Below are 13,121 nucleotides of genomic sequence, written 5' to 3' on the forward strand. Positions count from 1 at the left end.
CTCGCGGGCGGTAGGCACCGCAGGTCACAAGATCAAACAGGGTTCCTCGAGGCGCGGCCGCGCGCCGCGGCGACGGATCGCCGACAACGTCCCCGACACCACGGGGCTCAGCCACCACCAGGCCTGCTCCTCCACCGTATCCAGACTGCCGGAGGATTCTTGAGCACGGAGGGTGTGGGGTTTGTGGACGACCTTGATCGCCGACATCGAATATGCGCCGTGCCATCAGCTTTGACCGTGTTCTCCAAGGCGAGGATCTAGTCAGCCACCACAAGCGGGAGCGCCGGCAACGCCTGATACCCCTGCTGGCGGTAAGTAGATGTCGAACGCCGTCCACGCCCGCGTGTAATTACGGCGGGTGGACTCGGCGTGAGTATCGAGCGGGAGCTTTCGACCCGGCGCCGCAGATCCTCAGGCACCAGGGCAGGACCGAGCACCGCGGGCAGTGCGAGCTCCTCTGTCACAACGCGGACGGGTCCGACGCAAGCGTGTGGGGTAGGAGTGTGGCAGCGGTCGCGACCAGCACCACGCTGCCCACCGATCCACGACTACTGCTTATCGCGGCCTCGAGCATCGCGGTGATCGACAGCGCGTCGTCGGCCCCGGCATACCGACAGACCAGCCACGGCCCTCGTTGTCCGAACGAGCACCGATGGTGGTGGTCGATGGCCGCACCGACCGCGTCAGAATGCGTGGCGATCCAAACCTAGTCCTCGTCGGTCGCAACGCAAGACGCGGCATCCGCACATGCGGCGAGACCACGTCCGGATCCATGTCCGCGAAGGCGCCCGCGACCCAGGACGCGGGCCCGCCGTGCGGTCACGCGAACGACGGGCTCGAATGCTGCGTCATGGTCACAGTGACGCCCTTCTCCGCAGCTCAGGCACCTCAAGATTGCGTCAATTTCGCCATTAGTGCAGGCATCTCGCGGTGTTCCTGCGCTAATTGGATTTAGCGCAGGATGTCCCCATCCGGGCCGCGGCTGGGGCGGGCCAGTTCTTCGGCACGGCCAGCCCGATTTACCGCAGGCCATGATGGTGGCATGGCTGCTACCCACTCTTCGCCCCAGTTCGAGTCAAAGAGCGAGCGGCTCGAACACCCACATGTTGCGACGTTGAACGCAATGGTGAACCAGTGGCGAGAAGGCCCCGGTAGTCCAGTGGTCCCGTGGTTCGATCCCGATGACGCGGGAGCAGCGGCGAGAGTCCTGATCTTGATGGAATCACCTGCCCCTGCTACTGCTGAAATGGGCGCGGCAGCATTTTGCTCTTTGGACAACGACGATCGCTCGAACCGCACCATGCGGTCGATGATGGCCGAGGTCGGCTTGGCCCGATCTGCATGTGTGAAATGGAACGTCGTTCCGTCGGTTTTGCCCACTCGGGCACCTACTTTCGCCGACATCGATGCCGCACGACCCATGTTGATCCCCGTGCTCGCCCAGCTCCCCGCGCTTGAGGTCGTTGTGGCCGTAGGTAGGCCCGCGCTGCACGGACTCACCCGCGCGTTGTGGGCGGGTGAGTTGCCAGGCCTCTATCGCCTGGTGTCCACACCCCACCCGTCACAACGCACTGCGCTCGCCGCAATCGCCGCCGCGGACCGCCTTCGTTCCACGCTGACTCGTGTCGCTGAACACATCGCCACCGCCGAGGGTTAGTGGCCGTACCCGACGCCCCTGAGCCCGACAGGCATTAAAACGCCGGCGCCGTGGCCGAACTCTTTCAGTGAGCCGACGGCTGTCGGTTTCGGACCTTGATCCTGGATCTACGATTGCGCTCATGACAAAGGCAGTAGTCGCGAGCTCGTATGGCGGTCCGGAAGTCCTCCAGGTCAAAGATCTCGACCTCGGTAACCCAGGGCCGGGAGAAGTGCTGATCGACGTCAAGGCGGCGGGCGTCAACCCCGTCGACCTCAAGCTCTACAGCGGCGCCTTCGGTACCGACCCGAGCAAGCTCCCTTTGCATTTGGGCATGGAGGTGTCGGGTGTGATCGCCGCCGTCGGACCCGATGCCGCGGGCATCTCAGGTCCACTGTCCGTCGGCGACGAGGTGATCGCCTTCCGGGTCAAAGGTGGCTATGCAGAGCAGGTGCTGACGTCGGCCTCCAACGTGGTGACCAAGCCCGCCACGATCTCGTTCGAACAAGCGGCGGGTCTGATGCTCGTCGGTGCGACCGCAGTTCATCTACTCGAGACCGTTCACCCTGTGGCGGGCGAAACGGTACTGATCCACGGTGGCGCCGGCGGTGTTGGGCTCAGCGCCGTGCAACTGGCAGTGCAGCGTGGATCCACGGTGATCGCCACCGCCAGCCACCGTAGACACGGGGTTCTGACCGAATCGGGTGCTGTGCCTGTCCTTTACGGGTCGGGCCTGGCCGACCGCGTCCGTTCCCTCGCACCGGAGGGCGTCGACGCCGCCATTGACACCGTGGGCACGGACGAAGCAATATCGGTATCGCTCGAGTTGGTCTCGGATCAAAGCCGGATCGCGACCATCGCGGGCTTCGGCAAAACTGACGGGACCGGGATCAGACTCCTCGGTAACGGGCCCGGGGCCGACCCCGGCACCGCCATTCGTGATGCCGCACGCGCCGACCTCGCGCGCTTGGCCGGCGACGGCAGCCTGCGGGTCGAGATCGACCGGACCTATCCGCTCGACCACGCTGCGGACGCCCACCGATACCTGCAAGACGGTCACGCCGCCGGCAAGGTGATCTTGCTACCCTGACCCCAGCGCTACCAACTCAACAACGGGTCATCCTCGGCGACAACGATTCCGACACTTCCGGACTCGACGCGTCGGACGCCGAACAACATCTCGATCAGCTCCGCGGTGGTCAGCCCTGCTTCTTCCGACCATCGTCGTGACCTGTGTAGCGCACGCGACGACCACGTCGTCACCGACGCCGAGTACCCAGAACCGAATTCGACATCCACCTGCCCGGCCGCACCGGGCGCCACCTCGGCAGTGAGGCAAGCGATGCTGTCGGCGGAGACGACGACGCGACCGGTCACCGCGACGACGAACCGGCACCGCGACAGCACCTTCGGGTCCGGCTCACCGAGACGGACACGGGAGTCATGAATACCCAGTTCACGCAACAGAGTGCCGGCGTCGAGTCCGGTCAACCACACCGCAGCGTCGACGCCTCTGAGCACGCTGGACACCGTGTGCAGCAACGACGGCGCAGTATGACCATCAGTCGAGACCACGACGGCCACGTCCGGAATCAAGTACTGCAGACCGGTGGCTCTCGCGGCAGGATCGGTGAGCAACGGCGCCAGGGCCAGTGCTTCGGCGTTCTTTTCCGCCGCTCGGTCCGTCACCGGGCGCTCCGCCCAGTCAGGCCCGTCGTGCCAGGCCACCGCTGCAGGTTCATGCGCGAATACGGCGCCCATCATGAAGGCCCGGTTCGCCAGTTCCCAGTCCTCTCCCCCGTACTGCACAAACGACTGGTCAAAACCCCCGATGGCTTCGAACAGTCCACGGCTGCATGTCATCACAGCACTGAGTATGTACTTGTACCCATCCCAACCGGGCGTGAGAAGGTCGCGGGTGCGGTCGTATCCGTCCACCAACCATTGCGGTTCGTGGTGGTGCGTTTGTTCCGTGTGCGCGTTGTCCGACAACCAGCTGACGACCGACTCCGCAGTGACCTGCGCGAGGTCCGCGTGCTTACGCCTTCCGACGACGACGGTGTCCGGGGCCACCGCGGGCAATCGGACGGCCCGGCGGATGTAGTCGGGTGTGGGCACGGTATCGGCATCGAGAAAACACAAGATCGACCCCTTGGACGTCGACGCGCCGAGATTACGAGCCGCCGCCGCACGGAACCCTCGGTCCTCCTGGCTGACCACTGTCACCGACAGCGTCGAGGCCCACTCGCCGACATCGGGTGCCCGCGCGGACCCGTCATCGGCGATCACCACCTCTAACCGATCCAGTGGATATGTTTGCGCCGTCAACGCTTTCAGCACGAGTTCCAGCTGACGTTGCTGGTTGTAGTACGGGATGACAACACTCACCAACGGCGTATCCGACGAGTACTCGACGAGGTCCCACCGGTTGTCGGGCAGGATCATCCGTCCGTCGTCGAGAGGAATCGCGCTCACGCACTCCACCGCCGCAGTAGCCGCTCGTACGTCGTTGCCACGTCCGCGGGCGTCGGCAACGGCTTTGCCGACGAATCGATCCAGGTGCTCCCAGGATCGGCGAGGGCGCGATGGATCGCGACGCGCAGCGAGTTGGTGTCGTCGGCGTGCACCGCGACCACACCAGGTGACCGTGTCGCGATCTCCTCGGTATACGCAGTGCGCGGTACCAGTGGCCGGCGGCCCGCCGAGATCCATGAGTTGATGGAGCCTGATGCCGACATATGCCTGTGATAGGCCACCGGCACGGTGATCTCGGCCGCTCGCCTGCGAAGCTCGTCATCGGACAGAAAGCCGGTGATCTCGCACGGTCGACCCATATCCGCCGCCATTTTCTCGAGTTCATCGGCGATGTGTTGATGGCCCGGTGAAGGACGGCCGAGGGCGACGAAGCCAACTGACGGATCGAGCCCCGACATCGCTTGCAGGGTCTCGCCATGCCCCTTACCGGGGTATAGAAAACCCAGGACGCCGACCGTCAATCGTGCAGTCGGAACAGGCATTTCGACACGAACATCGTCGAACATGAGCGGCACCACCTCGACGACCATGTCTCGGTCGATGAAGTCGGCGAACAGTTTCGCTTCATGGCGGCTCGACACGATCACCCCTGAGGCAGCTTGCGCCACCGACCGGTAGAACTCCACCCGGGCAGGCATGGACTGCCCGTCCGATGGCTGAGGAAGGTCGTGCAGGGTCACCGAAACGGGCCGACTCAAATTCTCGATCATCGACAACACCGTGCCGCGGGCTTCGGCCGGCGTACGTCCGAACAGACGGTCTGTCACGTGCAGATGCACAAGCGCGCAGTCGTCCAACACGCCTCCGACATCAGTGGTCGGTTCGTCGACAAGTGGGCAATCCAGGTGGTGAAGTCGATGGTCGGCACCCTCGGCGATCGCAGCATCGAAGACCGAATGCGCGTAGCGGACAACACCATGCGATCGAGGCCCGACGGCGAGGTGACCGATCGGTCTTGTCATGACAGACCCAATATCGAGACCAATTCCCGGTACCGATCCAGGGCCGCATCGATGTACTCCGGATGCTCGGCGTACCAGCGCATTTGACGTGTGTGGACATCTTCTTCGCTCACCGGCGCCCCATCCACCGACCACATGAGCCGAGCGGGGGCATCCACAGCCAAGGCCTCGATCACTCGTTGTTCCAGTGGAGCCCGGATGTTGCCGAGCAACTCGCGATCCGGCGCGATCGGCGCGGGTGCACCGAGTGCGTCGAGTATCCGCTCGCCGAGCACGATCAACGTCTTGTTGCCGGGGTGATTGATCGTGTGCGCGGCGTCTGCCCCCAAGTCGAGCAAGGCATCGGAAATCGTGACGTCGCAATGTCGGCTCTCACGGGCCGACAGCTGAGCGATACTCCACTGCGCTGCTTCACGAACACGTTCAGGCGTGACCTCGACGTCCCAGTCCGCGAAGGACTCTCGTCCGTCGCGAGCGGCAAGAACAGTCCTGAGATCGTGGTAGGGAACGGCCGCCGGCACCGCAGCCGGGCTTGCCGGGTGCCTCACGATGACCTGGAAGGGGAACAGCCCTCCGTAGCGGATCACCGGCCACACGATGCGCTGCGCCGAGGGTGCCATCTCCGCCAGATCGGGACCGCCGATCGGCAGGCCCCGGTATCCCCCACGCACCGGCTGGGACACGATGACAGCGGCCTGACGGATCAGATCTTCTACATGCGGAATGTCGGAGGCCTCCAATTCGTGGACAGGGGGAACCCGGACCGTGCGGTAAGGAAGGTCGCGCGAACCCGACAAGACGATCCGCAGTGCCTCGGCCTGACAGTTGCCCCACACGACCAGTAGTTGCCGATCGTCCGTCGTCGCGGTGTCGGCGACACCGTAGAACTCTCCATAGTGCCGGGTACGTCCGTCCACTTCTGCCCTTCTGCTCACCGTCGTCGGACCCTGCATATCGGCTGGGCGCCGCGATAGTACTTTGATGTCAGGACGCATCTCCTCTCGAACAGCCGGGCGGGGTCGCCACATCACCGGGTATCCGAATTGCGCACGAAGGAATCATCGACTTGATCACCGTCGCCTCGGTGCCCACCGGCCACCGCTATGTAGCCCACCTCGCCGCCGGCGATTCGCGGGTGAGACGGCTTCCCGACCCGGTGCCCGAGGGCGCCGGCTCCAGCGATCGGTGGTGGCCACCGCGGTGGCTCGAGCCCGCCTGGTTGAGCGACCACATCGATGATTTCGACGTGTTACATCTGCACTTCGGATTCGATTCCATCTCCCCCGGCCGCCTCCACCAGGTCGTCGACCTGCTCCACCATCACAACAAACCACTGGTGTTCACCGCCCACGACCTGCACAACCCTCACTTCCGGGACAACACGCTCCACCTCGAACAGCTGAACGTCCTGGTGCGCGGCGCCGACGAGGTCATCACCCTGACTCCCGGCGCGGCCACGGAGATCGTCCAGCGCTGGGGCGTCGAGGCCACCGTCATCCCCCACCCACATGTAGCTCCCTTGGGGATGATCGGCCGGCCTCGTGGTCACGGACCCGAGTTCGTCGTGGGCGTGCATGCAAAAAGTCTCCGGGCCAATCTCGATCCTCTTGCCATACTCGACACCATCGTGACCTCGGCGGCGGGTATCCCCGACACGCGTGCGCGGGTGGACCTGGACTCCCACGTCTTCGACCCCGGTGGCGATCAACAAACGGCCGACCTCGCCGCGATCATCACCGACTACGCGACCGGGCACAATGTGGACCTCAGGATTCACGACCGGTTCGACGACAACGAACTCTGGCAGTACCTGACCGAGATCGATGTCAGTGTGCTCCCCTACCGATTCGGAACACATTCGGGATGGCTGGAAGCGTGCTACGACCTGGGGACCGCGGTGATCGCTCCGGACTGCGGCTACTTCGGTGATCAAAAGCCATGTCGAACATACGGTTTCGGATTGGACAGATTCGATCCCAGCAGCCTGACCGAGGCCTTGAGGGCCACACACGCCGAACGCGACAGCACACCGGCAGCCAGCAGAGCCTCGAGAGAAATTGAGCGGCAGCGCATTTCGGCGATGCATGACGCCGTGTACTCGCGAGCGCTCGAACAATACTCCACCGCGACCGGTCGCGCCGATCAAGCGATCGACTAGCATCGTGGACAGCAGATCTCGAATCACATCACGCGCTCATGAGCGCCGACGACGCCCTGGTGCGTCACCGAGGAGATGACCATGCAACTTGCAGGTGTAGGCGTTTGGAGTTCGCAGTTGCGCTATGGCGATGCAGCCGAATCCGCAGAAGCAGCCGCCGAACTGGAGGACCTGGGATACACCGCACTGTGGATCCCTGACGTCGGGGGTCCGCTGTTCGACGCCGTGGAGAACCTCCTCGGAGCCACGAGCAAAGCCGTCGTCGCAACGGGCATCCTCAACTTGTGGATGCACGAACCGGTGGACGTCGCCGCGAAATACCAGTCCCTGGTCTCTGCGCACGGAGAGCGCTTGTTGCTCGGAATCGGCGTGAGTCACGCTCCACTCATCGACGCGGGCGACCCGGGCCGATACAAGAAGCCGTTGGCTGCGACCAAGGCGTACCTCGAGGCTCTCGACGCGACCGAACAGCCAGTCCCCGTCGACGCCCGCGTCCTCGCCGCGCTGGGACCAAAGATGTTGCACTTGTCCGCAACTCGCGCGAACGGATCACACCCGTACCTGGTCACGCCCGACTTCACCGCCCGGGCGCGCGAATCCCTGGGCACCGGCCCTCTACTGCTCCCCGAGCAGACCGCCATCCTGACCACGGACGCCGACCACGCCCGCTCGATCGGAACCGATTGGCTGCGTAGTTACCTCGGGCTGCCGAACTACGCGAACAACCTGCTGCGCTCGGGTTTCACCGAAGACGATCTGACATCGGTCAGCGACCGGTTGTTCGACGCCATCATCGCGTGGGGCGACGAAGCCGCCATCGCCGGCCGGGTGCAGGAGCACCTCGCCGCCGGTGCCGACCACGTCTGTGTGCAAGTACTCGACACCGACCCCAAGGTGTACCCGAGGGAGCAGTGGCGTCGTCTGGCTCCGGCCTTGTTGTGACGCCATGAGCAAAACCCGTCCGATCGTCGACGCGAAGCCGAATCGTGAATGATCGGGCGGGTTTTCCGGATTGTCAGTCCGGTGGTTCGCCGGTAGCCGACCCCTGCGCGGTGCTGGTGTCACCACTGGGATCCGACCCGCTCGAATCCGAATCGGCACTGTCCCCGGGGTCGCTGTCGTTGATGGACGGCCCGGCTTTGCCCGAGTCAGCATGTTCTTGACTGATCTTCTCTTCCAGATCATCGACCGTCTTGCTCGGCTCATCGGTGCTGCCAGGCTGCTCGTTCGGGTGTGAATCGCTCATCGCTGCCTCCCGTATCAATGGATTCGTCTGTTCGGATGGAAAAGTATGACCTCAGACGGGTACCCAATCGCGCGCCTCAACTACATCACAGTGGTTGCCGGCGGGATCGAGACGCCCGTGCGCGCGTTCAAGCGAGTGCCGCGACGCGATCCTCGAGCCCGTCGAGATCGTCGAGCACAACAGCTGCCCCTGCGATGGCGTCCGGGGCCGGCGGGTATTCCGGCCGGGGTGCAGCGATGAGCACCAGTCCGGCGGCGGTCGCGGACCGCATACCGTTCGACGAATCCTCCACCGCAACACACTCTGCGGGCTCGAACCCCAACGCCCGTGCCGCCGAGAGGTAGACGTCGGGCGCGGGTTTACCCCTGCTGAGCTCCTCGGTCGACACGGTCACCGCAAAAAGGTCGGTCCATCCCGCCGACCGCAGGACAGCATCGATGAGTTGCCGGGGCGACGAGCTGGCCAGCCCCAATGGCCACCGCCCGGCACACCGTCGCACTGCGTCATCGGCGCCCGGTAACACCGGGAGATGGTCCTCATACCGCTCGACCATCTTGTCGATCACGATCTGCGCGACCTCATTCGGGGGCTTGCCCACACCGAGGTCCTCACTCATGTACTTCGCCCACTCCGGAGTGCTCATCCCCATCAGTGCGGTCTGTGCCTCGTCAAGCCACCGACCGCCGTGTTCGGCCACCACATCCCGGCGCACCTGTTCCCAGATGGGCTCGGAATCGATGAGCACACCGTCCATGTCGAAGATCACTGCTGCAGTCACTGCACCATCATCGCCTGCGCGATGAGACCGCGCGCGGTCACCCGAGGTCGATGACTCCGGCACCCGGCGGGTTCGAGAAGAGATCGACGATCGTGTCGGCATACTTGCCGGCAATCGGCTTGCGCCGCAATTTCATCGTCGGAGTCAGTTCGTCGCCGCCCGGATCCCAGGCAGATGGCACGATCGCGAACCGTTTGACCTGCTCCACCCGCGACAACTTCGAGTTGCCTGCCTTCACTGCCAGCGTGACCTCTTCGATGATCTCGGGGTTCTCGGCAAGATCCGCGATCTGCGCCTCGGGGACACCCAGAGCTTTTGCACGCGACGTCGCGACGTCGGGATCAAGGACCACCAAGGCGCTGATGTACGGCTTGTTGTCGCCGATCGCGACCACCTGGCTGATCAGCGACGAGGACGCTTTCACCGCGTTCTCGATCGTGCTCGGTGCCATGTTCTTGCCGGACTCATTGATGATGAGTTCCTTCTTGCGGTCGACGATTGTCAGGTTTCCCTCGTCGTCGATCTTGCCCACGTCGCCGGTGGCGAACCACCCATCTGCATTGATCGCCTCTGCCGTCTTCTCCGGCTTGTTGCGGTAACCCCGCATGACCATCGGAGCTCGGACCAGCACTTCGCCGTCGTCGGCCAGTTTGATCTCCACACCGTCCACGGGTTTGCCGACCGTGCCGACCTTCAGATTGTCCGTGGTCGTCTTCGTCGCAGCTCCGGTCGTCTCGGACAGACCCCACACCTCGATGACGGGAATGCCGATCCCGACGAAGAACTCGATCACCTCGGCCGGAATGGACGCCGCACCCGAGATGGCCACCTTCAGTTCGTCGAGTCCCAGCGCCGCACGGACTTTCGACAGCACGAGGGTGTCTGCCACGCGGTGCTGAGCAGCGAGGGTCTTGCCCCTCGGAGTGCCCGCCAAGTCGGCCTTGGCTGCACGCCGACCCACGTCGAGCGCCCATCCCGCAAGCTTCTTCTTCACCGGGCTCGTCTCTTCGGCAAGCTTGCCTTCGATGCCGGCCTTCACCTTCTGCCACACACGGGGAACCCCGAAGAAGACGGTCGGCCGTACATCGGGCAGCGCTGAAGCGAATTCTCGCGGATCGGCCACCGAGGTGATCTGGATTCCGCGCATCTGGCTGGCACCGTGAGATGACACCCGATCGGCAATGTGTGCGGCCGGCAGGTAGGAGATGATCCGGTCGTCGAATCCGAACTGCAGTTCGTTGGCCACCGATTCCGCGGCGGAGATCACGTTGCTGTGCGTGATCTCCACGCCCTTCGGAGGTCCCGTGGTTCCCGAGGTGTAGATCAACGTGACCAGGTCATCGGATTCCACTGCGCGCCAGGAAGCTTCGAAATCGAACTCTTCGTCGCCCTGGGCTTCCACGTCTTTGAGTTCGATGGCACCTTCGGCCGGGCCGTCGACGGTGATGATGTGCTCGAGCGCCACGCCGGACTGTTTGATGGCGGGCATGAACACCTGCTCGGTGATCACGATCTTGTTGGCGGCATCGGTGAACAGGTACTCGAGCTGCTCGGGTGCGCTGGTGTTGTACACCGAGAACGGGATCGCTCCCAGGTGAACGATGGCGGTGTCGACGAGGTGGAACTCGGGGCGATTGGTCAACATCAGGCCGACGGTGTCGCCACGTGTGACACCGAGACGCACGAGGCCTCGTGCGATTGCCTCGACACGCTGAGCGTACTCACGCCAGGTGATCTCCTGGATCCCGCCCGGAGTGCGCAACGCGACACGATCGGGGTGCATCATGGCGGTCTGCTGAAACGCTTCGGCCGTGGTGTGCACGGCGACTCCCGAAGCGTGGTGAAAGACGACGTCGGTGGTGTTCTCGCTCATCAGTTCTCCCGGCGGTTGGTCGCGACGCATCATGAACACGGCTGTGATCAGAATCTAGCGCTGCCGCGCCGCTCCCGAAGGCGATTCGCCGATGACCCGACAAATCGGACAGCCGACATCCACCTGCAATATGGCGACCACGACGCAACACCCCCGACAGACTGCCCGCGCCGCTTGGCACCCGGAGGGCGCACCTCGGCCGTAACATCACCTCGGACAGGAGATTCCGGGCGGGAGAACCATGCCGACGACCACGACGACAACGCTGCGATTCGCTTTGCTAGTTACTTGCGCCAGTGGCTTCCTGGACTCGTACACATTCCTTGTTCGCGGCGGCGTGTTCGCCAATGTGCAGACGGGGAACGTCATCTTCTTTTTCATCAACCTGTCTGAACAGCACTACGCCGACGCGGTGGCGCGGATCTGGCCGATCGTCGCGTTTTTGCTGGGTGTCACCCTGTCGACCCACATCAAGACCGGACGCCTCGACTCGGTGGTGACCCATCCGATCCGATGGACGATGGGCATCCAGGCCCTGTCGTTGGCCGCCATCGGATTCGTTCCCGAGACGGTCCCCCACATGTACGTCACGGTGCCGATCTCTTTCATGGCCGCGATGCAGATCGAGCTGTTCCGCTCGATCGGCGATCTCAACTACATGGTGGTCGCGACCACCGGGAACTTGATGCGCACCGTCGAGTCCGCGTACGGCGTCCTCACCACCGGATCCGAGACGTCCAAGCGCGCGCTTGCCGTCTACTCCAAAGTCATCGGCTCGTTCTTCGTGGGCGCTGCGGTCGGCGCGTTCGCGACGGAGTGGCTGGGTGTGCACGCCGCCTGGCTGCCCGCCGGCTTTCTTGCCGTCACCCTCGCCTTTTTCATTCTCGACGAGCGCGATACGAGTTCGGGACCCGACGAGGACGCAGGTCACGGCGCCGCGGCAGTGTGAGCCCGCCCACCACCGGCAGCTCCGGAGGGGTCGATGCCGGTCCATCGGGGTAGGGCCTCGGGCGTACCCTCGAAGCGAATACGCACCGAAGGAGATCCGAATGTCCTCGACCGATGCCACCTCGCGACCCGCATCTCTGGCAATTGCCGCGGACCCTGAGACACGCCCCGCGGCTGACGATTCGGTGACCTACCGGGTGGAGAAGACACCATTCGGTCCCATCGCGCATGTGCAGCTCAACCGGCCCGACAAGCACAACGGACTCACCTTGCCGTTGCTCGCCGGACTCACCAGAGCAGCCCGGCAGGCGGCCAAGGACCGCACCCTGCGCGCCGTCATCATCAGCGGCGCGGGCAAATCCTTCAGTGCCGGACTTGATTTCGCCAGCCTCCAGGGCAAAGAGAAGAGCATCTACCGGAACTTCATCCCAAACCTTCTGAAGGGCTCCAACGGTTTTCAGGACCCCGCATGGGAGTGGCGACGGGTTCCCGTCCCCGTCATCGCGGTGGTGCATGGCCATTGCTACGGCGGCGGGCTGCAGATTGCGATGGGAGCCGACTTCCGGTTCGCCACGCCTGACGCCGACTTCTCCGTCTTGGAGGCCAAGTGGGGATTGATCCCCGACATGTCGGCATCGGCCGCGTTGGCTCAGCTCACCACCATCGACATCGCCAAGCGACTGACGATGACCGGCGAGATGTTCTCTGCCGATCATGCCAAGGAGATCGGGCTGGTCACCGGTGTCGCCGAGGATCCGATGGCTGAGGCAATGGCCTTGATCGAGAAGATCGCGTCCCGCTCCCCCGATTCGGTGGCGTCCACGAAGACGTTGCTCGAGAAGACCTGGTCGCGCTCTCCCCGGTTCTCGTTCCCGGTGGAGCAGGTGCTGCAACTGCGGCTGCTGCGCGGCAAGAACCACGCCATTGCCCGGAAAGCGGGCATGAAGCGCACAACCCCGGAGTTCGTGGACCGCGAGCTCTGAGC

Annotated in this window: 12 protein-coding genes; 6 read left to right on the plus strand and 6 right to left on the minus strand. The window is 64.1% G+C overall.

The features are described from left to right. Nucleotides 1–1,042: 1,042 nt before the first annotated feature. Together WIMU1_RS25850 and WIMU1_RS18545 are read left to right on the plus strand one after the other, a co-directional pair. Nucleotides 1,043–1,657 (plus strand): uracil-DNA glycosylase, encoded by a 615-nt coding sequence (locus tag WIMU1_RS25850; RefSeq protein ID WP_158599266.1) that lies wholly within the window; start codon nt 1,043–1,045, stop codon nt 1,655–1,657. A gap of 121 nt (nt 1,658–1,778) precedes the next feature. Beyond that, on the plus strand, nt 1,779–2,726 hold the full coding sequence (locus WIMU1_RS18545) for a quinone oxidoreductase family protein (RefSeq protein ID WP_062799408.1): 948 nt from the start codon (nt 1,779–1,781) through the stop codon (nt 2,724–2,726). 8 nt (nt 2,727–2,734) lie between these two features. Here WIMU1_RS18545 and WIMU1_RS18550 read toward each other — a convergent pair whose 3' ends face one another. The 3 genes from WIMU1_RS18550 to WIMU1_RS18560 are packed head-to-tail and all read right to left on the minus strand — an operon-like array spanning nt 2,735 to nt 6,068. Then, complete coding sequence (locus WIMU1_RS18550) at nt 2,735–4,111, minus strand: glycosyltransferase (RefSeq protein ID WP_174548756.1); 1,377 nt, start codon at nt 4,109–4,111, stop codon at nt 2,735–2,737. Further along, nucleotides 4,108–5,133, minus strand: coding sequence for a glycosyltransferase family protein (locus WIMU1_RS18555; RefSeq protein WP_062799410.1), 1,026 nt, complete (start codon nt 5,131–5,133; stop codon nt 4,108–4,110). Before WIMU1_RS18555 ends, WIMU1_RS18550 begins: the two co-directional genes overlap by 4 nt. Further along, the gene (locus tag WIMU1_RS18560) at nt 5,130–6,068 is read right to left on the minus strand and encodes a WcbI family polysaccharide biosynthesis putative acetyltransferase (protein ID WP_245968989.1); all 939 of its coding nucleotides are present in this window, start codon (nt 6,066–6,068) and stop codon (nt 5,130–5,132) included. The genes WIMU1_RS18555 and WIMU1_RS18560 overlap by 4 nt, the downstream gene beginning before the upstream one ends. Before the next feature lie 131 nt (nt 6,069–6,199). Here WIMU1_RS18560 and WIMU1_RS18565 point away from each other — a divergent pair, with 131 nt between their 5' ends. Together WIMU1_RS18565 and WIMU1_RS18570 are read left to right on the plus strand one after the other, a co-directional pair. Next, nucleotides 6,200–7,291 (plus strand): glycosyltransferase, encoded by a 1,092-nt coding sequence (locus WIMU1_RS18565; RefSeq protein ID WP_245968987.1) that lies wholly within the window; start codon nt 6,200–6,202, stop codon nt 7,289–7,291. Nucleotides 7,292–7,372: 81 nt separating this feature from the next. Beyond that, entirely contained in the window at nt 7,373–8,233 is an 861-nt protein-coding gene (locus tag WIMU1_RS18570; protein WP_062799821.1) for an LLM class F420-dependent oxidoreductase, read from the plus strand. Between the two features lie 73 nt (nt 8,234–8,306). Here the strand turns inward: WIMU1_RS18570 and WIMU1_RS18575 are convergent, their stop codons facing one another. The 3 genes from WIMU1_RS18575 to WIMU1_RS18585 form a co-directional block, all read right to left on the minus strand. Further along, complete coding sequence (locus WIMU1_RS18575) at nt 8,307–8,537, minus strand: hypothetical protein (RefSeq protein WP_062799416.1); 231 nt, start codon at nt 8,535–8,537, stop codon at nt 8,307–8,309. Between the two features lie 127 nt (nt 8,538–8,664). Then, nucleotides 8,665–9,315, minus strand: a complete 651-nt coding sequence (locus tag WIMU1_RS18580) for an HAD family hydrolase (protein ID WP_255283883.1) — start codon at nt 9,313–9,315, stop codon at nt 8,665–8,667. Nucleotides 9,316–9,352: 37 nt separating this feature from the next. Next, nucleotides 9,353–11,188, minus strand: a complete 1,836-nt coding sequence (locus tag WIMU1_RS18585; RefSeq protein ID WP_062799825.1) for an AMP-dependent synthetase/ligase — start codon at nt 11,186–11,188, stop codon at nt 9,353–9,355. 241 nt (nt 11,189–11,429) lie between these two features. On the opposite strand from WIMU1_RS18585, the gene WIMU1_RS18590 reads away from it, so the two are divergent. Both WIMU1_RS18590 and WIMU1_RS18595 read left to right on the plus strand, forming a co-directional pair. Then, on the plus strand, nt 11,430–12,137 hold the full coding sequence (locus WIMU1_RS18590) for a YoaK family protein (RefSeq protein WP_062799418.1): 708 nt from the start codon (nt 11,430–11,432) through the stop codon (nt 12,135–12,137). A gap of 184 nt (nt 12,138–12,321) precedes the next feature. Beyond that, nucleotides 12,322–13,119 (plus strand): crotonase/enoyl-CoA hydratase family protein, encoded by a 798-nt coding sequence (locus tag WIMU1_RS18595; RefSeq protein ID WP_062799827.1) that lies wholly within the window; start codon nt 12,322–12,324, stop codon nt 13,117–13,119. The last annotated feature ends 2 nt before the right edge of the window (nt 13,120–13,121 follow it).

Origin of the sequence: Williamsia muralis NBRC 105860 (assembly GCF_001598915.1) — a bacterium.
Taxonomy (GTDB): domain Bacteria; phylum Actinomycetota; class Actinomycetes; order Mycobacteriales; family Mycobacteriaceae; genus Williamsia; species Williamsia muralis.

Excerpts from the sequence above, each read along its gene's own strand:
- WIMU1_RS25850 (WP_158599266.1), top strand. The coding sequence starts at position 1,043 with ATGGCTGCTACCCACTCTTCGCCCCAGTTCGAGTCAAAGAGCGAGCGG.
- WIMU1_RS18545 (WP_062799408.1), top strand. The coding sequence starts at position 1,779 with ATGACAAAGGCAGTAGTCGCGAGCTCGTATGGCGGTCCGGAAGTCCTC.
- WIMU1_RS18555 (WP_062799410.1), bottom strand. The coding sequence starts at position 5,133 with ATGACAAGACCGATCGGTCACCTCGCCGTCGGGCCTCGATCGCATGGT.
- WIMU1_RS18570 (WP_062799821.1), top strand. The coding sequence starts at position 7,373 with ATGCAACTTGCAGGTGTAGGCGTTTGGAGTTCGCAGTTGCGCTATGGC.
- WIMU1_RS18575 (WP_062799416.1), bottom strand. The coding sequence starts at position 8,537 with ATGAGCGATTCACACCCGAACGAGCAGCCTGGCAGCACCGATGAGCCG.
- WIMU1_RS18585 (WP_062799825.1), bottom strand. The coding sequence starts at position 11,188 with ATGAGCGAGAACACCACCGACGTCGTCTTTCACCACGCTTCGGGAGTC.
- WIMU1_RS18590 (WP_062799418.1), top strand. The coding sequence starts at position 11,430 with ATGCCGACGACCACGACGACAACGCTGCGATTCGCTTTGCTAGTTACT.